We start from the raw sequence: 21,939 nt of genomic DNA, 5'->3' as shown, positions 1-21,939 counted from the left end.
GGAGCCCGGCGACGCGTTCAGCCGGAGCGGGCCGGCAGCCGCAGCCGGGGGACCCGGACGAAGCCCTCGGCCCGCATGGAGGCGAAGCCGATGTGGGGGAGGTCCGCGCTGCGCGCGAAGAGGAGGTAGCGCGGCACCCACTCGGGCCGGTACTTGGCGTTGGCGCGGTACAGCGACTCGATCTGCCACCACCGCGACAGGAACAGCAGCACCGCCCGCCAGGCCCGCAGCACCGGACCCGCGCCCAGCCGCGAGCCCCGCTCGAAGACCGCCCGGAACATCGCGAAGTTCAGCGAGACCCGCCGCACCCCGAGCGCCTCCACGCCGTTCCGGACCAGCTCGATGACCAGGTACTCGATCAGCCCGTTGTCGGACTCCCGATCCCGCCGCATCAGGTCGAGCGACAGCCCGTCGGTGCCCCACGGCACGAAGGAGAGCAGCGCCTTGGGCACCCCGTCGGCGTCCAGGCACTCGGCCATCACGCAGTCCCCGTCCGCCGGGTCCCCGAGCCGCCCGAGCGCCATCGAGAAGCCCCGTTCGGTCTCCCCGTCCCGCCACCGGTCGGCCAGCCGCACCAGGGCGGCCAGCTCGTCCGCCGGGATGTCCCGGTGCCGTCGCACCCGCACCGTGTGCCCGCCCCGCGCGATCCGCTTGTGCGCCTGGCGCACGGTGCGCATCGCGCGCCCTTCCAGGGTGAACTCGTCGGCGTAGACGATCGCCTCGTCGCCGAGTTCCAGCGCGTCCAGGCCGTGCCGCGCGTACACCGTCCCCGCCGTCTCGCTCGCGCCCATCACGGCCGGGATCCAGGCGTGCTCCCGGGCCTGCGCCAGCCAGGCCTCGATTGCGCCCGGCCAGGCCTCGACGTCGCCGATCGGATCGCCTGAGGCCAGGCAGACGCCGCCCTCCACCCGGTAGGTGACGGCGGCCTTGCCGCTGGGCGAGAAGAGCGCCGACTTGTCCCGCCGCAGCGCGAAGTAGCCCAGCGAGTCCGCGGCCCCGTACCTGTCCAGCAGCTCCCGCAGCCGGTCCTCGTCCGCGCTGCTGAGGGAGCGCTTGCCGCGCGGGGCGCGGAAGAGGACGTACAGCACCAGCAGGAGGACGCCGAGGCTGAGGAGGTTGATCACCACGTCCACCCAGCGCGGCGGCAGGACGTCGGCGTAACCCGAGCTGCTGGGGGCCAGGGTGTAGATGCGCATCAGCGCGTACTGGAAGCGGTGCGCCAGCGAGCCGGAGCCGGCGGTGGTCAGCGAGACCAGCGTGGTGCCGACCACCGCGCCCGCGGCGCCGCCGACGATCAGCGTGCCGAGCGCCAGCCACGGGTTGGACCGGTCGCCGCGGGCGCGGAACTGCCGGCGGCCGATCAGCAGCACGGCGAAGAAGCCCGCCGTGATCGCCGCCGACAGCCAGTCGAACCAGTGGTGCCTGGTGCCCGGCAGGGCGGTCAGCGAGACCACCACCAGAGCCAGGTAGAGGCTGGTCATCACCAGGTTGAAGATCCAGGCCGCGCGCTTCCTGCGGCGCATCATCACGGACAGGAAGGCCGCGAGTCCGGCCGCCGTGAACCCGGCGGTGACCAGGTAGGGGGTGAAGAAGTCACCGGTGTTGTGGGCCGTCAGCTGCCGGCGGAGGGGCGAGAGGACCGCCCCCAGCAGGTCGAGCACCGCGACCACCCGGAGGTACCAGACGACGGTGCGGTAGGTCCACGCCCTGCTGGGCTCGGGCGCCTTCGCCGTCCGGCACGCGCTGCCCGAACCGGCCGATTCCCGCGTACTCTCCGGCATCTCCGACCTCTCCGGCACCCGCGCCGTATCCGGGGGCGCCCGCGAACACCGCGCGATACCGGAGCATCGCGGACATCACGCGCTTTCGCGCCATCCCGGTCCTTCTGTGACTTCTTCCATCTTGGCACCGGGATCGCCGCCGGTCGGGACGCCGGGCGCACGAACTCCACCCCGCCGTTCGGAGGGGTGGGTTCCGCCCGGAGGCGGGGTGGGGGAGAGCCGTCAGTCGCTCAGATTGTCGAAGGGGGCGACCAGTTGGCGGAGCAGCCCGGCCAGCTCGGCCCGCTGCGCGGGGGAGAGTTCGCCGAGGATCGCGCGCTCCTGCTCCAGCAGCCCGGAGAGCGCGGAGTCCGCCCGGTCCTGCCCGGTCTCGGTCAGCCGGACCAGCACTCCGCGCCGGTCGGCCGGGTCGGGAAGGCGCTGCACCAGGTCCTTCTTGGCCAGCCGGTCGATCCTGTTGGTCATGGTGCCGGAGGTGACCAGGGTCTGGGTCAGCAACTGCCCGGGGGAGAGCTGGTACGGGGCGCCGGCCCGGCGCAGCGCGGTGAGGACGTCGAACTCCCAGGGCTCCAGGCCGTGCTGGGCGAAGGCGGTGCGGCGGGCGCGGTCGAGGTGGCGGGCGAGCCGGCTCACCCGGCTCAGCACCTCCAGTGGCTCGACGTCGAGGTCCGGGCGCTCCCGGCGCCACGCAGCCACCAGCCGATCGACCTCGTCCTCCATGGTGATCAGTGTAATAGGCGGTGTGTCGATGTGAAGTCTCTTGACATCAAGAAAGTTCCGGAGCAGGGTGGAGCCGTTGGTTATCTTGATGTCGAGATACTTTGAAAGGCGGCGCCATGTCCTCACCGCTCTCCGCCTCCTGGGACCCTCACCAGTACCTGCGGCACGGCGGCCACCGCACCCGCCCCTTCGCCGACCTCCTGGCCCGGATCCCGGCCGAGAAGCCCCGCCGGGTGGTCGACCTCGGCTGCGGGCCGGGCAACTCCACCCAGCTGGTCCGCGCCCGCTGGCCGGAGGCCCGCGTCCTCGGCCTGGACAACTCCCCGGAGATGCTCCGGAAGGCCCGTCAGACCGCCGGGGCGGGGCTGGAGTTCGACTACGCGGACGCCGCCGAGTACGTCCCGGAGGCCGGGGAGGTCGACGTCCTGGTCTCCAACGCCCTCCTCCAGTGGGTGCCCGGCCACGCCGACCTGCTGCCCGGCTGGGTGGCCGCGCTGCCGCCCGGCGGGGTGCTCGCCTTCCAGGTGCCCGGCAACTTCGGCGCGCCCAGCCACGCCATCCTCCGCGAGCTGCGCACCTCGCCGCGCTGGGCGGACCGGCTGGCGGAGGGCGCCGACCGGGTCTCCGCGGTGCTGGAGCCCGCCGACTACCTGGAGCGGCTGCTCGACCTCGGCTGCGAGGCGGACGTCTGGGAGACCACCTACCTTCACCTCCTGCAGGGCGAGGACCCGGTGCTGGACTGGGTGAAGGGCACCGCGCTGCGGCCGGTGCTGACCGCGCTGGCGGACGATCCCGCGGCCACCCGGGAGTTCCTGGACGAGTACGCCGCCCGCCTCGCCGAGGCGTACCCGGCCGGACCGCACGGGACGGTGCTGCCGTTCCGCCGGATCTTCGCGGTCGCCGTCAAGGCCGGCCCGACCGCCTCCGGCCCGACCGACTCCGGGCCGACCGTCTCCGACTCGACCGACGGGGAGACCCGCGCATGATCACCGCACTCGACCACGTCCAGCTCGCCGCCCCGGCCGGCTCGGAGGAGCTGCTGCGCGGCTTCTACCGGGACGTCCTCGGCATGGTCGAACTGCCCAAGCCGCCGGTGCTCGCCGCCCGCGGCGGGGTCTGGTTCGCCACCGGGGCCGACCACGCGGTGCAGATCCACGTCGGCGTCGAGGACCCGTTCGTCCCCGCCCGCAAGGCGCACCCCGGGCTCCGGGTCTCCGGTATCCGCGCGTTCGCCGAGCGGATCGCGGAGCGCGGCGCCGAGGTGGTCTGGGACGAGAACCTCCCCGGCCACCTCCGCTTCTACAGCCACGACCCGGTCGGCAACCGGCTGGAGTTCCTGGAGCCGGTCGACTGATCCGGCGGCGGCGCGGGGGAGCCGTCGCTCAGCGCTGCTGGCGGCTGATCAGCCGGGGCTTCTTCTCCAGGCCGTCCAGGCCGTTCCAGGCCAGGTTGACCAGGTGGGCGGCCACGTCCGCCTTCTTCGGCCGGCGGGTCTCCAGCCACCACTGGCCGGTCTGGGCGACCATCCCCACCAGCATCTGCGCGTACATCGGGGCCAGTCGCGGGTCGTAGCCGCGGGACTTGAACTCCAGCCCCAGGATGTCCTCCACCTGCACCGCGATGTCGCTGATCAGCGAGGCGAAGTTGCCCGTCGACTGGGCCACCGGCGAGTCCCGGACCAGGATCCGGAAACCCGCCGTGGAGGACTCGATGTAGTCCAGCAGCGCGAGCGCCGCCTCCTCCAGCAGCTCCCGGGGGTGACCCCCCGTCAGGGAGCCGGTCACCATGTCCAGGAGGAGCTGCATCTCGCGGTCGACCACGACCGCGTACAGCCCCTCCTTGCCGCCGAAGTGCTCGTACACCACCGGCTTGGACACCCCGGCCTTCGCCGCGATCTCCTCCACCGAGGTGGACTCGTAACCGCGTTCGGCGAACAGCTCGCGGCCGATGGTGAGCAGCTGCTCGCGCCGCTGCTTGCCGGACATCCGGACCCGGGGCGGCGCGGCCCGCCGCGCCTTCGCCGGCCGGGCCTTGCCGGTCGCCGCACGGCCCGAGGGGCCGGTGGTTCTCTCGCTTCCGCTGCTGCTCTGGGTCACACGCTCATCATGCCGCGCGGCGCGAGTCGAGCCGCTCCTGGCTCGGCCAGCGCACGTCCCAGGCCTGGCCGGTGAGTTCGAGCCAGCGGATGATCCGGGCCGAGGAGTCGATCTGGCCGCGCAGTACCCCGTGCCGGGCCGAGGTCGGGTCGGCGTGGTGGAGGTTGTGCCAGGACTCGCCGCCGGAGAGGACGGCCAGCCACCAGACGTTGCCCGACTTGTCCCGGGAGCGGAACGGACGGCTGCCCACCGCGTGGCAGATCGAGTTGATCGCCCAGGTGGTGTGGTGGAGCAGCGCCACCCGGACCAGCGAGCCCCAGAAGAACGCCGTCAGCGCGCCCTGCCAGGACATCGACCAGAGGCCGCCCACCAGCGGCGGGATCAGCAGCGACACCGCGGTCCAGAGCGCGAACTGCCGGGAGACGCGGCGGATCGCCGGGTCCTTGACGAGGTCGGGGGCGTAGATGTGCTGCGGGGTCTGCTCCTCGTCGAACATCCACGCCATGTGCGCCCACCACAGGCCCTTGAGGAGGGCCGGCACGGTGTCGCCGTACTTCCACGGCGAGTGGGGGTCGCCGTCCCGGTCCGAGTACTTGTGGTGCTTGCGGTGGTCGGCGACCCACCGGACCACCGGGCCCTCCACCGCCATCGAGCCGGCGATCGCCAGGGCCACCCGCACCCAGGGCTTGGCCTTGAAGGAGCCGTGGGTGAAGAGGCGGTGGAAGCCGATCGTCACGCCGTGGAGGGCGATGTAGTACATCACCACCATGATCACCAGATCGTGCCAGCCGAGGCCCCAACCCCAGGCGACCGGGATCGCCGCGATCAGGGCCAGGAAGGGCACGCCGATGAACCCCGCCAGGGCGAGCTGCTCGACGGTTCCCTTGGTCTCTGCGCCGCGGGTGGCCGATGGCAGCGGCGCGCCGGCTTCGGTCGCTGTCGCCGAGGCGTCGCGCACCTCGGTGGACTGAGTCGTCATGGGCATTCCTCGCAGATGAGGGAAACGTTTCGGGTCGCGCAGCGCGCGCCTACGTATCCGTAACCTACGGCATCGTAGGTTCGGTTCCCCGCTCCTGTGAACCCCGCGCGTGCCAAAGGGAACTGAAGGGGTTATATCGGCCAGCTGTGTGAAAAGGGCGGATTGCGCTGGTCTGTCCGGGTGCGGCAGAATCCGGAGCCGGGCCGTCCGGGCCGCGCGGCGAGATCGTCGCGTCGAGGCGGGGCGGTACGGCATAGTAGGGGGGTGCGCAGCGCCGGACCCGGCTGTCACCAGGCAGTTGTTGTCCGGTTCTGACCATTTTCCGCCGTGGTGTAATTGGCAACACTAATGGTTTTGGTCCATTCATTACAGGTTCGAGTCCTGTCGGCGGAGCAATTCTGATCGGGTCCCCGGGGCGGGCCGCCGGGCGGCGCCCGGGCCCACGGGAGGTCGTTGCCGGCCGCGGTACGCCTTACGCTGAGGCCGACCGACCTACCCGATAACGCCGAGGAGCCACCCGCGTGAGCCTCACCCCTCCGGCCGCAGTCATCGTCCTCGCCGCGGGCGAGGGCACCCGTATGAAGTCCCGTGCCCTCCCCAAGGTGCTGCACCCGATCGCCGGACGCAGCCTCGTCGGGCACGCGGTGGCCGCCGCCCGGGAGCTGGCGCCGGCTCAGCTCGCCGTCGTCGTCGGACATCTGCGGGAGAAGGTGGTCGAGCACCTGGCCGCGGAGTTCCCCGAGGCGGTGCCGGTCGTCCAGGAGGAGCAGAACGGGACCGGGCACGCGGTCCGGGTCGCCCTGGAGGCCCTGGCCAGGGACGGCCGCCTCGGCGAGGGCGCGGTGATCGTCACCACCGGCGACACCCCGCTGCTCACCGGCGAGACCCTCCGCCACCTCGCCCAGGCGCACGCCGAGGACGGCAACGCCGCCACCGTCCTCACCGCCGAGGTGCCGGACGCCACCGGATACGGCCGGATCCTGCGCGGCGAGGACGGCCGGGTCCGGGCCATCGTCGAGCACAAGGACGCCACCGAGGCCCAGCGGGAGATCCGGGAGATCAACTCCGGCGTCTTCGCCTTCGACGGCAAGCTGCTCGGCGAGGCGCTCTCCGAGGTCCGCACGGACAACTCGCAGGGCGAGGAGTACCTGACCGACACCCTGCAGATCCTCCGCGAGGCCGGGCACCGGGTCGGCGCCGTGGTGGCCGCCGACCACCAGGACATCCTCGGCATCAACGACCGGGTGCAACTGGCCCAGGCCCGCCGGATCCTCAACGACCGGCTGCTGGAGCGGGCCATGCGGGCCGGGGTCACCGTCGTCGACCCGGCCACCACCTGGTTCGACGTCACCGTGGAGTACGAGCAGGACGCGGTCGTCCAGCCGAACACCCAGCTGAAGGGCGCCACCCGGATCGGGGAGGGCGCCGAGGTGGGCCCGAACTCGACGCTGACCGACACCGTGGTGGGCGCCGGGGCGAGCGTGAGCAACACCACAGCCTTCGAGGCGGAGGTCGCCGAGGGGGCCTCCGTCGGCCCGTACGCCTACCTGCGGCCGGGCACCAAGCTCGGGGCCAAGGGCAAGATCGGGACCTTCGTGGAGACCAAGAAGGCGGAGATCGGCCCGGGCAGCAAGGTGCCGCACCTCTCCTATGTGGGCGACGCCACGATCGGCGAGGGCAGCAACATCGGCGCGGCCTCGGTCTTCGTCAACTACGACGGTGTGAACAAGCACCACACGACCATCGGCGACCACTGCAGGACCGGCTCGGACAACATGTTCGTGGCGCCCGTCAACGTCGGGGACGGGGCTTACACCGCGGCCGGATCGGTGATCTACCAGGACGTGCCGGCCGGTGCCCTCGGCGTGACCAGGCCCCAGCAGCGCAACGTCGAGGGCTGGGTCTCCCGGAAGCGCCCGGGGACCGCGGCCGCGCGGGCCGCCGAGGCGGCGCAGGCCCGGCGGCGGGACGGGTCGGCGGAATCTGACGCCCCGTCGGCGTAGCTTCCGGAGGAGTGACTGCTCAGGGGCGGGGAGACGGCACTGCTTCTCGCCCCTTAACCTGGTTGTCATCCAACCGTCTCGGGCTGCCCGCCCGTGCGCGGTTGTCCTTTGCGGGGGGCACGGAGGCCCAGACCCGAGGCCCAGCCGTGAGCGCAGGCGGCAGCTCTACGAGGAGACGGTTCAGTGACTACCGGGACGACCGGCACGACCGGCATGAAAACGACCGGCGAGAAGAAGCTGATGCTCTTCTCCGGGCGTGCCCACCCCCAGCTCGCGGAGGAGGTGGCCCAGCAGCTCGGTGTCGAACTCGTTCCCACCAAGGCCCTGGACTTCGCCAACGGCGAGATCTATGTGCGGTACCTCAACTCGGTACGCGGTTCGGACGCCTTCGTGCTGCAGAGCCACACGGCGCCGATCAATCAGTGGATCATGGAACAGCTGATCATGATCGACGCCCTGAAGCGGGCCTCGGCCCGCAGCATCACCGTGATCATGCCGTTCTACGGCTACGCCCGGCAGGACAAGAAGCACCTGGGCCGTGAGCCGATCTCGGCCCGCCTGGTCGCCGACCTGCTGAAGACCGCGGGCGCGGACCGCCTGATGTCGGTCGACCTCCACACCGCGCAGATCCAGGGCTTCTTCGACGGCCCGGTCGACCACCTCTTCGCGCTGCCGATGCTGGCCGACTACGTCGGCGGCAAGGTCGACCGCGAGCGGCTGACCGTGGTCTCCCCGGACGCGGGCCGGGTCCGGGTCGCCGACCAGTGGTCGGACCGGCTGGGCGCCCCGCTGGCGATCATCCACAAGCGCCGCGACCCGAACGTGGCCAACCAGGTGGCCTCCGCCGAGGTCGTCGGCGACGTCAAGGACCGCACCTGCGTGCTGGTCGACGACATGATCGACACCGCCGGGACGATCGTCGCGGCCGCGGACGCGCTCTTCGAGGCGGGCGCGGCGGACGTGATCGTCGCCGCCACCCACGGCGTCCTCTCCGGCCCGGCCGCGGACCGGCTGAAGAACTCCCGGGTGAGCGAGTTCGTCTTCACCAACACCCTGCCGACGCCGGCCGCGCTGAACCTGGACAAGGTGACGACGCTGTCGATCGCCCCGTCCATCGCCGCCGCGATCCGCGAGGTCTTCGAGGACGGCTCGGTCACCGGCCTCTTCGAGGGCGTCCACTGACACCGCTGCCGGGCGACCGGTAGCGCCGCCGGGTCCCCCGCGCCGTCAGGGCGTGGGGGAATCCCGTGGTAGTCTGGCGGACGTTGCTCGGCGAGGGAGTTCTCCGCTCCGTTATCGACGCGCAGTTCGCAGAACCTATTCTTCGACCGCCGAGTAGCCCACCGTTCCATTCAGGTGAGGGACCCGGCGGTTTCGCTTGTGCGCTCCGCGGCCCCACCCCCGTACCCACGGAGTGATCATGGCCGAGATCCGCCTCGCCGCCGAGCCCCGCACCGAGTTCGGCAAGGGCGCCGCCCGCCGCATCCGCCGCGAGGACAAGGTCCCCGCCGTCGTCTACGGCCACGGCCACGCGCCGGTCCACCTGACCGTCTCGGGCTACGACCTGATGATGGCGCTGAAGACCCCGAACGCGCTGCTCTCCGTGCCGGTGGACGGCAAGGAGCAGCTGGTCCTGCCGAAGGCCGTGCAGCGCGACCCGATCAAGGGCTTCCTGCGCCACATCGACCTGATCATCGTCTCCCGCGGCGAGAAGGTCGCCGTCGAGATCCCGATCCACACCGAGGGCGACCTCGCCCCGGGCGCCAACCTGCTGGAGCACGTGCTGAACACGCTGCCGGTCAAGGCCGAGGCGACCCACGTGCCGGAGTCGGTCACCATCTCCATCGAGGGCCTGGACGCCGGCGCCTCGGTGCTGGCCAAGGACATCGCCCTGCCGTCCGGCACCGAGCTGGACGTCGAGGAGGACGCCGTGGTCCTGCACGTCGTCACCGCGCAGGCCGAGCCGGCCGCCGAGGAGGAGGCCGCCGAGGAGGCCGCCGAGGGCGCCGAGGCCTGAGCCCCGGGCTGATCGTCCGAGCTCGTCAGAGTTCGATCACTTCCCAGCCGCTGCCCCGACCTGAGGTAACGTCAGGTCGGGGCAGCGTGCTGTCCGATCCCCTGCGAGGAGAGAGATGGCGCTGGACGCCGGGCCGGACGGCCCCTGGCTGGTCGTGGGGTTGGGCAATCCCGGACCGGAGTACGCGCGCAACCGGCACAACATCGGCTTCATGGTCGTCGACCTGCTGGCGGAGCGGATGAGCGGCCGGTTCAAGGCGCACAAGTCGCGCTCCCAGGTCGTCGAGGGGCGGCTGGCGCAGCAGCGGGTGGTGCTGGCCAAGCCGATGTCCTTCATGAACCTCTCCGGCGGCCCGGTGACGGCGCTACGGGACTTCTACAAGGTGCCGCTGGACCGGATCGTGGTGGTCCACGACGAGCTGGACCTCGACTACGGGACGCTGCGGCTGAAGCTCGGCGGTGGTGACAACGGCCACAACGGGCTGAAGTCCATCACCAAGTCGATGGGCCGGGAGTACCTCCGGGTGCGGGCCGGGATCGGCCGCCCGCCGGGCCGGATGGACGTGGCGGCCTTCGTCCTCAAGGACTTCTCCGCGACCGAGCGCAAGGACCTGGACTGGTTCGTGGACCGTGCGGCGGACGCGGTGGAGGCGCTGGTCGGGCAGGGTCTGGAGCGCGCGCAGTCGGCCTTCAACTCCTGAGCGGGCGCCGCCCGCCGTCGCGTTCCCGGCATCCCGTCCGCTTGTAGTACCGTGCGCCGCTGACGTGTGCGACCAGGGAGCGAGTGACGGTGCCGGGAACAGCGGTGCGCAGGTCCGCGGAGCGGATGTACGGGACGATGCTGCTCGGGCGGCAGCTCCTGGTGGGCTGCGTGGTCCTGCTGCTGCTGGTCGCGGCGGGCTGGGCGAGCTGGAGCCTCGGCCGGGACGCGCTGGCGGGCGGGCGGCAGCGCGGCACGCTGACGGTGGCCTCCTGCGACGGGACGACCTGCCGGGGCACCTTCAACCCCGGCGCCCGGTCGGTGGTGATCCGGCAGACCGATCTGGCGGACGTCCAGACCAGGCCCGGGGCCTCCGTCGGGACGGTGCTGCGCCCGGGCGGCGACGAGGTGCTGCGGGACGGCGCGGCCGGCCTGCTCTGGGCCCTGCTGCCGCTCGGCGGCGCGCTGCTCCTCGGCGGGGCGATCACCGGCGGGGTGCTGCGTCTCCGGAAGTTGGCGTGGAGTCAACTCGTGCTTGGTGCGGGCGTGGTGGTGACCGCGTTCGTGTGCGGACAGTGAGCGCGGTGATTTAAACGTTACTGCGGGGTCAGTTGTTGGCTTCGTCCGCTTTGCTGCTCTTGGTCCGATACACGCCGCCGGATACGTCGACGATGTCCGATTGACAGTCAATTGACAATGGGCGCCCCACAGTTGACGATGCGTGGTGTCTCCGGGACGGATGAGCCCCCGGTCACCCCCTGTGGAGGAAGAGTGATAGGCAGGCGTGCGCTGGTCACTGCGGCGATCGGGGGCGCCGGTACGGTGCTGGCGGCCGCGGGCGGTGCGTTCGCGGCCGAGCCGAGCGCGGCGGCGGCCGGGCAGCCGGCCGACTTCCAGCAGGCGACGGTCGCCTGCGCGGCCGTGGCGCACGGCGGCCAGGCAGCGATCACCGTCACCGACACCGACGCCTCCGGCAGCCTGGCGCGGATCGCGGTCTTCCCCGCGGGCACGCCCACCACCAACGTCCCCGCGCGCACCACCACCGCCGGGACGGTCACCTTCCAGGTGCCGTGGGTCGAGGGAGCCGGCTGGGACGTCCACGTCTCGCTGGCCGGCGGGTTCGCCGACCAGGTGGTCAAGACCGTGATGATCCCCCGGCGGAGCTGCGCGGCCGTGCGGGCGACCAGGTCGGCCGCGGCGGCGGCCGCGGCGAAGGGCGGCATCGTCTCGCCGGTGGCTCCGGCGGCGCTGGCGGAGAGCGGCGGCGGCGACTCCGCGGGCTTCCTGGCGATCCTCGCCGGCGTGATGGTCGCCGCGGGCGGCGGCGCGCTGTACGCCGTCCGCCGCCTGGCCCGCCGCGGCTGAGTACCGCCGCGGCTGAGGCCCGCCGCGGCTGAGCCGCGGGCCGCGGATTCGCCCGGCGAATCCGCGGCGCCCCGGTGTCAGCCGATGCCGGCCGCTGTCAGCCGGTGTCAGCCGGTGTTGCGGAGGCCGGCGGCGATGCCGTTGACGGTCAGGAGGAGCGCACGGGCCCGCAGCGGGTCCTCCTCCTCGCCGTTCGCCGCGTTCTCCCGCTGCCGGCGGAGCAGCGCGACCTGGAGGTAGGAGATCGGGTCGAGGTACGCGTCACGCGTGGCCAGCGTCTGCCGCAGCACCGGGTTGGACTCCAGCAGCTCGTTCTCGCCGGTGATCCGCAGCACCTCCTTGAGGGTCAGCGCGTGCTCCTCCTCGATGCGGGCGAAGACGTGCCGCAGCTCCTCCGGCACCAGCTGCTCCACGTAGTGCCGGGCGATCCGCAGGTCCGTCTTGGCCAGCGTCATGGTGACGTTGGAGAGGAAGTTGCGGAAGAAGTGCCACTCGGCCTGCATCTCCTCCAGGATGTCGCCGAGCCCGGCCTCCCGCGCCGCCGCCAGACCGGAGCCCACGCCGTACCAGCCGGGCACGATCTGCCGGGACTGGGTCCAGCCGAACACCCACGGGATGGCCCGCAGCCCGTCCAGCCCGGCGCCGCTGTCCGGCCGCCGCGACGGCCGCGAGCCCAGGTGGAGCGAGGCCAGCTGGTCGACCGGCGTCGCGGCGAAGAAGTACGCCGGCAGGTCGGGGTCCTCGACCAGCTTGCGGTAGGCCGCGTGGGCGCCGTCGGAGACGGTGTCCATGGTGGCGTCCCAGCGGGCCAGGGCCTCCGCCGACTGCCGCGGAGCGGTGTGCAGCGCGGACGCCTGGAGGGTCGCCGAGAGCGTCAACTCCAGGTTCTCCCGGGCGAGTTCGGGGACCAGGTACTTGTCCGAGATGACCTCGCCCTGCTCGGTCACCTTGATCTCGCCGTCCAGGGTGCCCCAGGGCTGCGCGAGGATCGCGTCGTGGCTCGGGCCGCCGCCGCGCCCGACGGTGCCGCCGCGGCCGTGGAAGAGGCGGAGGGTGATGCCGTACCGGTGGGCGACGTCGCGCAGCCGGCGCTGGGCGCGGTGGATCTCCCACTGCGAGGTGGTGATGCCGCCGAACTTCGACGAGTCCGAGTAGCCGAGCATGACCTCCTGGACGTCGCCGCGGAGCGAGACCAGCCGGCGGTAGGAGGGGTCGCGGAGCATCTCGTCGAGGATGGTGTCCGCGGCCCGCAGCTCGTCCGTGGTCTCCAGGAGCGGCACGATGCCGATCCTGGCCACCCCGGCGTGGAGGTCGATCAGACCGGCCTCGCGGGCCAGTACGGCCGCGGCGAAGACGTCGTCCGCGCCCTGGCACATGGAGATGATGTAGCTCTCGGCGATCTCCGGGCCGAACCGCTCCATGGCCTTGCGGACGGTCGCGAAGACGCCGAGGGTCTTGGCCCCGGCCTCGTCCAGCGGGGCGGGGGAGGGGGCCAGCGGGCGGCGGGACTTGAGCTCCTTGGCGAGCAGCCGCTGCCGGTACTCGCGCGGCATGTCCGCATACCGCCAGGCCTCCTCGCCGAGCCGGTCGAAGAGCTGGCCGAGGGCGTGGTGGTGGGCCTCCGCGTGCTCGCGGACGTCCATGGTGGCCAGGTGGAGGCCGAAGGCGGCGAGGGTGCGGAGGGCGGTGGCCAGCCGGCCCTCGGCGATCAGCTGCCCCTTGTGGGCCCGCAGCGAGTTCTGAAGCAGCCGCAGGTCGTCCAGGAGCGGCCGGGTGCCGAGGTAGTCGCGGCCCTCGACGTGCGGGGTGCCCTCGGCGAGCCGCTGCTTGGTGTTGAGCAGCTTCTGCCGGATCGCCAGGGTCTTGAGCCGGTAGGGCTCCTCGGCGTTCATCCGCTTGTAGCGGGGGCTGATCTCGGGGAGGTTCTCCAGGTCGGCGGCGAGCGAGTCGAGCAGCTCCTGGCCGGCGCCGGCCAGCCGGACCGACGAGGAGAGGGCGTCCCGGAGGTCGTCCACCAGCGCGATCGCGTCGTTGATCCCGTGCTCGTGCTGGAGCAGCAGGACGTCCCAGGTGACGGCGGGGGTGACGTTGGGGTTGCCGTCCCGGTCGCCGCCGATCCAGGTGCCGAAGGTGAGCGGGCGCACGTCGTCCGGCAGGGTGAGGCCGACCCGGGCCAGCTCCTCGTTCAGCTCCTCCAGCACCTCGGGGGCGGCGGAGCGGAACAGCTGGTCCAGGTAGTAGATGGCGTTGCGGGCCTCGTCGGTGGGCTCCGGGCGGGCGATCCGCAGCTCGTCGGTCTGCCAGAGGAGGTCGATCACCTCGGCCAGCCGGCGGTCGGCGGCCCGGCGGGCGCCCGGGTCGGTCTCCGCCTTGCCCAGCAGGTCGGCGATCCGGCGGAGCTTGCCGAGGACGCTGCGCCGGGCGGCCTCGGTGGGGTGGGCGGTGAAGACCGGCCGGACGGAGAGGTTCCGCAGCGACTCGGCCAGGTGCTCGGTGTCCGCGGCGGCCAGCTGGTCGGCGGTGCGGGAGAGCAGCGAGCCCTCGCGGGCGCGGCGCTCGGCCATCTCCCGCCCGCGGTGCACCTGCTCGGTGATGTTGGCGAGCTGGAAGTAGGTGGAGAAGGCGCGGACCAGCCGGGCCGCGGTGGCCAGATCGGTCTGCTCCAGCAGTTCCGCCGCGGCGGCGCCGTCGGTACGGGTGAGGGCGCGGACCCGCTCGACGAGGTCGAGGAGCTCCTGCCCCTCCTGGCGGACCAGGGTCTCGCCGAGGAGGTCGCCGAGGCGCCGGATGTCGGCGCGCAGAGCGGAGTTGTCCTCGGCGTCTGGCTGCTGGCTCGGGGTGGGGACCGGGACGGGCACGGCGTCTCCCTTGCAGGTGGGTAAGGCATCGGCTCGGGCGCGGACCGCGTTGTCCGACGCCCACAGGATAGGTGGGTGACCCCCGCCGTCTCACGTACCGGCCACATGGCGGACACCTCGCGGCGCGTGCCGGGGGCGGCCCCGGGACGGTGCCGCGAGGGGAGGGCGGGCCTCCGTTCGGGTTACGGGACCCGGACCTCACCTGCCCCGCGGGGGAGCCCTTACGCTGAACCCATGAGCATGTCGTCGCCGGGGGAAGGCCCAGAGGGCCCAAGCGGCGTAGCGGAGGGGAACAACGAGGAGTCCCGGGGGTCGCGGGGGGACCGCGGACGGACCGGGCGGTGGTGGTCGCGGCGCCGCAGCATGTGGTTCGACATCGCTGTCGCGGCGGTCGCGGCCGTGGAGAACGGCGTGGAGTCGGCCGATTTCGCGACCCGGCACGGGCTGGGCGGCGTCGGCTGGCTGATACCCGTCTTCCTGCTCGGCGCGGCGTCCGGGGCGACCCTGCTGGTACGGCGGCGCTGGCCGCTGCTGCCGGTGCTGGTGGCCCTGGTCTGCATTCCGGTCCAGATGGGCTACATGCAGCTGGTGATCGGCCTGTACACGCTGGCCGCGTACCGGCCGACCGGGCTGGGCAGCCGGTTCGGGATGCGCCGGCTGATGACGGTGGTCTGCGGGGTGGCGATCGCCGAGACGGTGATCGTCTCGGTGGTCCGGCTGGCCGGGACCTCGCCCGGAATGAACGCCCGGGTGCACGCGATGCCCTGGTACGTGCTGGTGATCATCTCGGGTCTGGGCGCGGTCGGGCTGACCGTGCCGCCGGTGATGATCGGCATGTACGTGGGGGCGCGGCGCCGGCTGTGGGAGTCCCTGCGGGAGCGCGCCGAGGGCCTGGAGACGGAGCTCGCGCTCCTCGCCGACCAGGCGCGGGAGCGGGCCCGGCGGGCCCGGATGGAGGAGCGCACCCGGATCGCCCGCGAGATGCACGACGTGGTCGCGCACCGGGTGAGCCTGATGGTGGTGCACGCGGCGGCGGTCGAGCGGATCGTCGCCAAGGATCCGGAGAAGGCGGCGCAGAGCGCCCGGCTGATGGGCGACGTGGGCCGGCAGGCGCTGGACGAGCTGCGGCAGATCCTCGGCGTGCTGCGCTCGGTGGACTCCTCGGCGGACGAGGAGCCGGCGCGCGGGCCCGCGGGGGACGGCCGGGTGGACGGCGCGGCGGCCGGCGGCCTGGACGGGGAGGCCGGCGCGGCCGGGCGGGCCGGTTCGACGCCTCCGGCCGCGGCCGCCGGGTCCGGTGCGACGGCCGTCTCGACGGCCCCCGCCGACACCGCACGGCAGCTGCTGCCGGGGCTGGCCGGGCTGACCCGGGTGGTGGACGAGTCGCGCGCGGCGGGGCTGAACGTCCGGCTCACCGTGGGCGGCGCCCGGCGGGTGCTGAGCGAGGAGACCGAGCGGACCGCGTACCGGGTGGTCCAGGAGGCGCTGACGAACGTCCTCAAGCACGCCCCCGGCGCGGCCACCGAGGTGGTCGTGGCGTACGTGCCGAACGGGGTGGCCCTGGCGGTCTCCAACGAATGCCCGGACGGCGAGGCCGCGAAGGACGGCCCGGAGGCGCTGCCGAGCGGCGGCAACGGCCTGATCGGCATGCGGGAGCGGGTGACCGCGCTGGGCGGCGCGTTCGACGCCGGCCCTACGGCCGAGGGCGGCTTCCGGGTGGAGGCGCGCCTCCTCGCCCGCGCGTGAGCCGCCGGGCCCGCGGGTGAGCCGCCGGGCCCGCGCGTGAGCCGTGGAGCCCGCGGGTGAGCCGCTGGGCCCGCGGGTGAGCCGTGGAGCCCGCGGGTGAGCCGCTGGGCCCGCGCGTGAGCCGCTGGGCCCGCGCGTGAGCCGTGGAGCCCGCGCGTGAGCCGCCGAGCCGGGCGTGAGCCGCCGAGCCGGGCGTGAGCCGCCGAGCCGGGCGTGAGCCGCCGAGCCGGGCGTGAGCCGCCGAGCCGGGCGTGCGCCGCCGGGCCGGGCGTGACCAGGCGGGCCGGCCGCGCGTGAGGCGCTGACCCGCGCCGCAGGGCGGCCCGGGCGGCCCGGGCGGCCCGGTGGAGACCGGCGCCGAGACCAGGTGCGGGGTCCGGGACCGGGACCGGGTCGGGATCCGGTCAGCCGACGTTGAGCCGGCGCGGTAGCGCGCCCGTCACCAGGGTGGTGATCGCCGCGTCGACGCTCTCGCCCAGGTACCACTCGCCGGTGTGGTCGAGGCTGTACACCCGCCCCAGCGCGTCGATCGCCAGCAGCGCCCGGCCGTCCAGCTCGGCGCCGAGCGCCGCCACCGGGACCTCCAGGGCCCGGCCGAGATCGGCCAGCGTCCTCGGCTGGTGCAGCCCGAGCAGCGGGTCGACGGTGAACGGCGTCCGCGCCAGCTGGTGGCCGGCCTCGTCCAGGCCCTCCAGGTCCACCTGGAGCCCGCCGAACTCGGCCCAGGCGTCGGCCGCCGCGGGGAAGACCACATGCCGGTGCCCCTCGGGCGAGAGGTGTGCGAGGAGCACCCGGGCCCACTCCTCGGCCTGCTCCTGCTGCCGGCGGCCGGGATGCCACCCGGCCCGCTGCAGAGCGGCCACGACCTCGTCGGGAAAACGGGGCTGCAAGGTTCGGGTCCTCCTGGAGGAGCTGTGCCGTGGATGGCGGGGATGACGGAGATTGGGTGTGCGGGCCGGGTGGGGGACGGTCCGGCGGCGGGTCAGCCGTGCTGTTTCCGCGATGATTTCGTGGGCTTCACGGTGACCGCCTTCACACCGAAGTGTTCCAGCAGCGAGGCGCAGGAGCGGCACGGCGGCTGGTGGGTGCCGTGCTCCGGGTCCCCGACCTCGCGTATCCGGACGGTGGTCATCCGCGCGCCGCGCAGCGCCTTCCGGGCGTCGTGCTCGCGGAACGGCTTGTCCGCGTGCCGCTTGGGCCGGGCGGCCTGGGCCTCGGTGAGGAACTGCGAGAGGAGCACCGTCTCCGGGCAGCGGCCGGTGAACCGCTCCCGCTGGGAGACCGGCAGGGCCGCCAGGAACTCGTCGACCAGCGGGTGGAGCGGGGGCTGCCGGTCCGGCTTGTCGCCCGCGTGGGTGGACGTCTCGCCGCGGACCGAGAGCGCGGCGGCGGTCGCCGGCAGCAGGCTGTCCCGGCGGTGCCGCAGCAGCGGCGGCGGGGGCGGGGCCCCGGCCTCGGTGACCCCCGCGGGCGGCTGCTGCGCCGCACCCGGCACGACGGTCGAGGCGGCCTCGTGCGTCTCGTACGTCCCGTACGCCCCGCGCGGATCGGCGGGCGAGCCGGCGGTCGCTGCCGGTTCGCCGGATGCCCTGCGTTGAGCGGTCTCCATGATGCTGCGAGCCTCCCTGACGTTCCCCCGTGGGTGCCGGGCGCGGCGTTCGCGCCCGGCCTCCGGGCGAGCCCGGACTGGGAAAGGGTACTGATCGCCGAGCGTGCGAGTCTGTGACGGCCCTCGCGCCAGGGTCCAAAGTCCCTGTCCGGGGCCTGTGCGGCACCGGATGTGACGGGTCGTGAGAACTTGTGCGCGCGGATGGCGATGCGATGAGGATCGCATGATGTCCCTGTGGCGCAAGTGTGTTGGTGGTGTGGATGGGGTGGATTCCGGTCCCGGCCGACCACTTGCGGCCTCTCTCGACCACGTCCCGCTACCCCATAGTCTTGGTCCCGCAGAGTGCGCGACGTGCGCCGAGCACGCGGACCGCGGAGCACGCAGATCGCAGAGTCAGGCAGATCGCAGAGTCAGGCAGGCAGCAGGCATGGGGGCAACTCGATGACGACAGGGCGGTCCGGGGCGCCCGCCGCCGGCGGCGGCACGGTGTCGCAGTCGCAGGCGCCGAACAGCGCGTACGCGGGGCAGACCGTGCACTTCCCCGACCCGATCCGGGCCGAGCGGTACCCGCAGGGCGTCCGGATGGACGCCGAGGGCCACCCGGACTTCGGCCCCTATGTGCGCGCCGCCGCGGAGGTCGCCGACCCCCCCGAGGGCTTCGGCGTCGACGAACTGCGGCTGACCGACTACGTCTCGGCCAACGCCGCCCTCTACACCCAGGGCCACGAGCTGTGGGCGAACCTGGACAGCGCGGTGGCCACCCCGCCCGGCTGGACCTGGCACCACGCGGTCGGCGGCGCCCAGCCCGGCAGCCGCCGGATGGAGCTGATCCCGGTCGAGGTCAAGGTGCTGCTGCGGCACCATGCCGGACTCGCCCTCTCCAGCGCCGACCACGGCAAGCGCGGCACCCGCCCGCTGCAGGAGCGCCCGCCGGTGCACTTCCCGCTGGCCCTGGACGGCGGCGACCCGGTGACCGTCACCGAGGAGCGGGTGGCGGCCGTCGAGGAGCGGTTCGGCTACCGGCTGCCGGAGGCGTACCGCACCTTCCTCAAGGTCGCCGGCGGACGCGCCCCGCGCGGCGTCGGGCTGGACACCGAGCTCGGCATCCTGGTCGACCAGCCGTTCCTGACGATCCGTCCGGAGTACGCGGTGGACGACCTGGTCTACGTCAACAAGTGCCTGCGCGACCACCTCACCAAGGACTACCTGGGCGTCGGCTTCGCCCAGGGCGGGCTGCTGGCGCTCAAGGTCAGGGGCGACCGGGTCGGCACCGTCTGGTTCATGCCGTACGACGACGCGCGGGACGACGGCGACCCCTCGCTCTCCCCGGGCGAGCGCTGCGAGCGGCTGCTGCTGCCCTGCGGCGACGACTTCGACGGCTTCCTGCTGCGACTGGTAGGCAGCCCGCCGGAGCTGGAGACGGTGGCCGAGCTGATGGTGGACGGCGGCTTCGCGCGGGCCGTCCCCGTCGAGGCATGAGGGTCGAGGCGTGAGGGGCGGAGACGCGCAGATGGTGACGTACGCGGAGGCGCAGGAGCGGGCCGTGGCCTGGCTGAACGAGGGCGTGCCCTCGTACCAGCGCCGGGAGGTGCGGGTGCGCGAGTTCGACCTGGGCTTCGTGGCCTGGGCGGTGGACCGCGAGGACGGGCCGCCCGGTGGCGGCCGCGCGGCCGGCGCGGGCCCGGGCGCGGCGGCGGTCGGCTCGGCCCGGATGGTGATCGCCCGGGACAGCGGGGCCACCACGCTGTGGCCGGCGCTGCCGATCGCCGACGTGGTCCGGCAGTACGAGGAGGTCTACGGCCGGCCGGCCGGGGCCACCCCGGTCGGGGGCGCGCGCCCGCGCGAGCAGATGGACCCGATGGAGACCACCTCCTTCCTCCTCACTCCGCCGCAGTGGCTGGAGGAGGAGGCCGCCAAGCGCGAGGCCGAGGCGGCCCGCGCGGCGGAGCAGGAGCGGGCCGCCGCGGCCCGCGAGGCCGGACCGGCCCCGGCGGAGGGCGCCGAGGAGGGCGGCTCCGGGGCGGCGGACGGCGGGAGCGCGGCCGTGAACGCTGCGAACGCTGCGAACGCCGTGAACGCTGTTGATGACGGGGAGGGCGGGCAGCAGCCGTCCGTGCAGACGGCCCCGCCGATCCCGGACGGCCCGCCGACCGAGATCCCGACCATGCTCGCCCCGCCGGACGAGCCCCCGTCCTCGGGCCGCGCCGCCTCCGCTTCGCCATCGATTCCGCAGCAGGCGCCGGGTCCTGACGATGCGTCGGACTCCTCCGCCGAGCGTCCGTGGTCGATCCGGCAGCCGGAGCGCGAGCCGGAGGCCGAGCGCTGGCCGGAGCCGGAGGCGCTCCAGCCGCCGCCGGCCCCGCAGCCGCCGCCGGCCCCGCAGCCCGTGCAGCCCTCGCAGCCCTCGCAGCCCGTGGAGGCGGCGCAGCCGGGGCCGCCCGTGCCGCCGATGCAGTCGACCCCGCCTCCGCCCCCGCCGGTCGCGCAGGCCCCGCAGCCTCCGCAGCCTCCGCAGGCGGGTCCGGACGGTGCGGCCGCGTCCTCCGGCGAGCGTCCGTGGGAGTCCGGCGGCGGGTTCGACTACGAGCCGACGCAGCTGGCCCGCCCGTCGCGGCCGGGCCCGGCCGCGGCCCCGGACGGACCGCCGCCCCCGCCGCCCAGCGAGCTCCTCTCGCAGAGCGGCTCCGGCGGCCAGCGCCCGTTCGCCTCCGGCGGAGCCCCCGGCGGGGTCCCCGGCGGGGAGCGCGCGGGCGGACCGCCGCCGCCCCCGCCGCAGTCACTCCTCGGCCGGCAGGGCGGGCCGCAGCAGCCGCCATACCAGCCCCCGCAGGCGCCGCAGGCGCCGCCCGGGCCCGCCGTGCCGCCGCCTCCGCCGCCCCCGCCGGCGCCTCAGGCGCAGCAGCTGCCCCCGCAGCAGGTCCCGATGCCGCAGCAGGCCCCGATGCCGCCGCAGCAGCACCAGCCGCCGCCTCCGCCGCCGGTCCCCGCCGCCGAGGCGCCCTCCGGCGTGCCGACCGTCGGCTCCGGCTACATGGCCGTGCTGCGCTACCGCGGCCGGGACGGCTCGGAGCAGCAGGTGATCCAGCGCTCCGCGCCGGGCCTGCCGCATCCGGAGTGGCAGATCCTCAACGAGCTGCGCCGCCTCGGCGTACCGCCGGACCAGGTGCTGGAGCTCCACACCGAGCTGGAGTCCTGCGACCACCCGGGCGGCTACTGCTCCCGGATGGTCCGCGAGGCCTGGCCGAACGTGCGGATCACCCACACCGCTCCGTACGGCCGGGAGCAGGCCGCCCGGCAGCAGGGCGTCCGGCACCTCCTGGACCACCAGGGCGAGATGCAGGCCGTGGCCGCCGCGCCGCCGCGTTCGCGTCCGGTGCGCGCGCCGCTGCCCGCGCCGGGCAGCGTGCCTCCGCTGCCGCCGGCCCAGCCGCAGGCGCTGGCCGAGGAGCTGACCCAGGCCTTCGGGCCGCAGGGGGTGTTCCGCTTCACCCAGCAGGCGGTCTCCCGGCAGGGCGTGCCCGAGGTGGTCTCGACCTGCCTGGCCTGGGCGGGCGTGCCGCTGGACTTCGGCCCGTTCTTCTGGGCGCAGGCCCAGCCGCCGGAGCGGCCCATTCCGACGCTCGCCGAGCTGGCGATGGAGCGGGGCGTGCAGCCGGCCCCGGACTTCGGCACCTACCTGGTGATCGGCAACGACTTCGGCCGCCAGCTGTGCGTGCAGTACGGCACCTCGGCGATCGTCGCGGTCGACATGGGCACGCCGTCCATCCCGCCGGGACCGGAGCAGCACGAGCCGAGGTTCGTGAACAGCGGCCTGCCGGAGTTCATCCGCAGCATGGCGATGCTCGGCCGGATGTGGCGGCTGCGCTACGGGCTCACCCCCGAGCAGGCCGGACACTGGACGAGCGACTTCCAGGCACAACTGATCGCGATCGATCCGGCGGCGCTGGGCACTCCGGAGACCTGGTGGTCCGTTGTACTGGAGCAGATGTGGGACGGCCTGCTGTGAGCCGGGGCCCGATGGGGGTGGCCGAGCGTCGGTCTGTCCGCCCGTAGCATGGTTCGTTGC

Annotated in this window: 18 protein-coding genes and 1 tRNA gene; 12 read left to right on the top strand and 7 right to left on the bottom strand. The window is 73.7% G+C overall.

Features of this window, described 5'->3' with window-relative positions:
• Positions 1-17 precede the first annotated feature (17 nt).
• Both BS73_RS17220 and BS73_RS17215 read right to left on the bottom strand, forming a co-directional pair.
• On the bottom strand, positions 18-1,781 hold the full coding sequence (locus tag BS73_RS17220) for a phosphatidylglycerol lysyltransferase domain-containing protein (protein WP_051940037.1): 1,764 nt from the start codon (positions 1,779-1,781) through the stop codon (positions 18-20).
• Positions 1,782-2,003: 222 nt separating this feature from the next.
• The gene (locus BS73_RS17215) at positions 2,004-2,501 is read right to left on the bottom strand and encodes a MarR family winged helix-turn-helix transcriptional regulator (RefSeq protein ID WP_037573483.1); all 498 of its coding nucleotides are present in this window, start codon (positions 2,499-2,501) and stop codon (positions 2,004-2,006) included.
• A 116-nt stretch (positions 2,502-2,617) separates the two neighbouring features.
• Here BS73_RS17215 and BS73_RS17210 point away from each other — a divergent pair, with 116 nt between their 5' ends.
• Both BS73_RS17210 and BS73_RS17205 read left to right on the top strand, forming a co-directional pair.
• Positions 2,618-3,487, top strand: coding sequence for a trans-aconitate 2-methyltransferase (locus BS73_RS17210; protein ID WP_063837007.1), 870 nt, complete (start codon positions 2,618-2,620; stop codon positions 3,485-3,487).
• On the top strand, positions 3,484-3,855 hold the full coding sequence (locus BS73_RS17205; protein ID WP_037573480.1) for a VOC family protein: 372 nt from the start codon (positions 3,484-3,486) through the stop codon (positions 3,853-3,855). Before BS73_RS17210 ends, BS73_RS17205 begins: the two co-directional genes overlap by 4 nt.
• A 28-nt stretch (positions 3,856-3,883) precedes the next feature.
• Here BS73_RS17205 and BS73_RS17200 read toward each other — a convergent pair whose 3' ends face one another.
• A complete protein-coding gene (locus tag BS73_RS17200) occupies positions 3,884-4,597 on the bottom strand; it encodes a TetR/AcrR family transcriptional regulator (protein ID WP_037573478.1) in 714 nt (237 codons plus the stop codon).
• A gap of 7 nt (positions 4,598-4,604) precedes the next feature.
• Positions 4,605-5,576 carry an acyl-CoA desaturase gene (locus tag BS73_RS17195; RefSeq protein ID WP_037573475.1) on the bottom strand — a complete coding sequence of 324 codons (972 nt, stop codon included), beginning with the start codon at positions 5,574-5,576 and terminating at the stop codon, positions 4,605-4,607.
• 321 nt (positions 5,577-5,897) lie between these two features.
• On the opposite strand from BS73_RS17195, the gene BS73_RS17190 reads away from it, so the two are divergent.
• The 7 genes from BS73_RS17190 to BS73_RS17160 all read left to right on the top strand — a co-directional run bounded on the left by BS73_RS17190 (position 5,898) and on the right by BS73_RS17160 (position 11,660).
• A tRNA-Gln gene (locus BS73_RS17190) sits at positions 5,898-5,969 on the top strand.
• Between the two features lie 128 nt (positions 5,970-6,097).
• Positions 6,098-7,579, top strand: a complete 1,482-nt coding sequence (glmU, locus tag BS73_RS17185) for a bifunctional UDP-N-acetylglucosamine diphosphorylase/glucosamine-1-phosphate N-acetyltransferase GlmU (RefSeq protein ID WP_037573471.1) — start codon at positions 6,098-6,100, stop codon at positions 7,577-7,579.
• 213 nt (positions 7,580-7,792) lie between these two features.
• The gene (locus BS73_RS17180; protein WP_037579967.1) at positions 7,793-8,761 is read left to right on the top strand and encodes a ribose-phosphate diphosphokinase; all 969 of its coding nucleotides are present in this window, start codon (positions 7,793-7,795) and stop codon (positions 8,759-8,761) included.
• A gap of 238 nt (positions 8,762-8,999) precedes the next feature.
• Complete coding sequence (locus tag BS73_RS17175; protein WP_037573470.1) at positions 9,000-9,596, top strand: 50S ribosomal protein L25/general stress protein Ctc; 597 nt, start codon at positions 9,000-9,002, stop codon at positions 9,594-9,596.
• A gap of 115 nt (positions 9,597-9,711) precedes the next feature.
• The gene (pth, locus tag BS73_RS17170) at positions 9,712-10,296 is read left to right on the top strand and encodes an aminoacyl-tRNA hydrolase (protein WP_037573468.1); all 585 of its coding nucleotides are present in this window, start codon (positions 9,712-9,714) and stop codon (positions 10,294-10,296) included.
• Between the two features lie 89 nt (positions 10,297-10,385).
• The gene (locus BS73_RS17165; RefSeq protein WP_152617634.1) at positions 10,386-10,874 is read left to right on the top strand and encodes a hypothetical protein; all 489 of its coding nucleotides are present in this window, start codon (positions 10,386-10,388) and stop codon (positions 10,872-10,874) included.
• Between the two features lie 192 nt (positions 10,875-11,066).
• Entirely contained in the window at positions 11,067-11,660 is a 594-nt protein-coding gene (locus tag BS73_RS17160; RefSeq protein WP_037573464.1) for a hypothetical protein, read from the top strand.
• A gap of 107 nt (positions 11,661-11,767) precedes the next feature.
• On the opposite strand, the gene ppc is transcribed toward BS73_RS17160, so the two are convergent.
• Entirely contained in the window at positions 11,768-14,518 is a 2,751-nt protein-coding gene (gene ppc, locus BS73_RS17155) for a phosphoenolpyruvate carboxylase (protein ID WP_037573460.1), read from the bottom strand.
• Between the two features lie 363 nt (positions 14,519-14,881).
• Here ppc and BS73_RS17150 point away from each other — a divergent pair, with 363 nt between their 5' ends.
• Positions 14,882-16,264 carry a sensor histidine kinase gene (locus BS73_RS17150; RefSeq protein ID WP_037573458.1) on the top strand — a complete coding sequence of 461 codons (1,383 nt, stop codon included), beginning with the start codon at positions 14,882-14,884 and terminating at the stop codon, positions 16,262-16,264.
• 404 nt (positions 16,265-16,668) lie between these two features.
• Here the strand turns inward: BS73_RS17150 and BS73_RS17145 are convergent, their stop codons facing one another.
• Both BS73_RS17145 and BS73_RS17140 read right to left on the bottom strand, forming a co-directional pair.
• Positions 16,669-17,154 carry an SUKH-3 domain-containing protein gene (locus BS73_RS17145; RefSeq protein ID WP_037573455.1) on the bottom strand — a complete coding sequence of 162 codons (486 nt, stop codon included), beginning with the start codon at positions 17,152-17,154 and terminating at the stop codon, positions 16,669-16,671.
• 92 nt (positions 17,155-17,246) lie between these two features.
• Positions 17,247-17,873: a YwqJ-related putative deaminase gene (locus BS73_RS17140; RefSeq protein WP_051940036.1), complete on the bottom strand. Its 627-nt coding sequence runs from the start codon at positions 17,871-17,873 to the stop codon at positions 17,247-17,249.
• A gap of 441 nt (positions 17,874-18,314) precedes the next feature.
• Between BS73_RS17140 and BS73_RS17135 the strand changes: the two genes are divergently transcribed.
• Entirely contained in the window at positions 18,315-19,352 is a 1,038-nt protein-coding gene (locus tag BS73_RS17135) for an SMI1/KNR4 family protein (protein WP_037573452.1), read from the top strand.
• Between the two features lie 31 nt (positions 19,353-19,383).
• Entirely contained in the window at positions 19,384-21,879 is a 2,496-nt protein-coding gene (locus tag BS73_RS17130) for an SUKH-4 family immunity protein (protein WP_037573450.1), read from the top strand.
• Positions 21,880-21,939 lie beyond the last annotated feature (60 nt).

The organism is Phaeacidiphilus oryzae TH49 (assembly GCF_000744815.1).
In the GTDB taxonomy this organism is placed as follows: domain Bacteria; phylum Actinomycetota; class Actinomycetes; order Streptomycetales; family Streptomycetaceae; genus Phaeacidiphilus; species Phaeacidiphilus oryzae.
The sequence above is the reverse complement of the archived record's forward strand: the minus strand, read 5'-3'. Positions and strand labels throughout refer to the sequence as shown.

Excerpts from the sequence above, each read along its gene's own strand:
- BS73_RS17220 (WP_051940037.1), bottom strand. The coding sequence starts at position 1,781 with ATGCCGGAGAGTACGCGGGAATCGGCCGGTTCGGGCAGCGCGTGCCGG.
- BS73_RS17215 (WP_037573483.1), bottom strand. The coding sequence starts at position 2,501 with ATGGAGGACGAGGTCGATCGGCTGGTGGCTGCGTGGCGCCGGGAGCGC.
- BS73_RS17210 (WP_063837007.1), top strand. The coding sequence starts at position 2,618 with ATGTCCTCACCGCTCTCCGCCTCCTGGGACCCTCACCAGTACCTGCGG.
- BS73_RS17205 (WP_037573480.1), top strand. The coding sequence starts at position 3,484 with ATGATCACCGCACTCGACCACGTCCAGCTCGCCGCCCCGGCCGGCTCG.
- BS73_RS17195 (WP_037573475.1), bottom strand. The coding sequence starts at position 5,576 with ATGACGACTCAGTCCACCGAGGTGCGCGACGCCTCGGCGACAGCGACC.
- BS73_RS17180 (WP_037579967.1), top strand. The coding sequence starts at position 7,793 with ATGAAAACGACCGGCGAGAAGAAGCTGATGCTCTTCTCCGGGCGTGCC.
- BS73_RS17175 (WP_037573470.1), top strand. The coding sequence starts at position 9,000 with ATGGCCGAGATCCGCCTCGCCGCCGAGCCCCGCACCGAGTTCGGCAAG.
- pth (WP_037573468.1), top strand. The coding sequence starts at position 9,712 with ATGGCGCTGGACGCCGGGCCGGACGGCCCCTGGCTGGTCGTGGGGTTG.
- BS73_RS17150 (WP_037573458.1), top strand. The coding sequence starts at position 14,882 with ATGTGGTTCGACATCGCTGTCGCGGCGGTCGCGGCCGTGGAGAACGGC.
- BS73_RS17140 (WP_051940036.1), bottom strand. The coding sequence starts at position 17,873 with ATGGAGACCGCTCAACGCAGGGCATCCGGCGAACCGGCAGCGACCGCC.
- BS73_RS17135 (WP_037573452.1), top strand. The coding sequence starts at position 18,315 with ATGACGACAGGGCGGTCCGGGGCGCCCGCCGCCGGCGGCGGCACGGTG.
- BS73_RS17130 (WP_037573450.1), top strand. The coding sequence starts at position 19,384 with ATGGTGACGTACGCGGAGGCGCAGGAGCGGGCCGTGGCCTGGCTGAAC.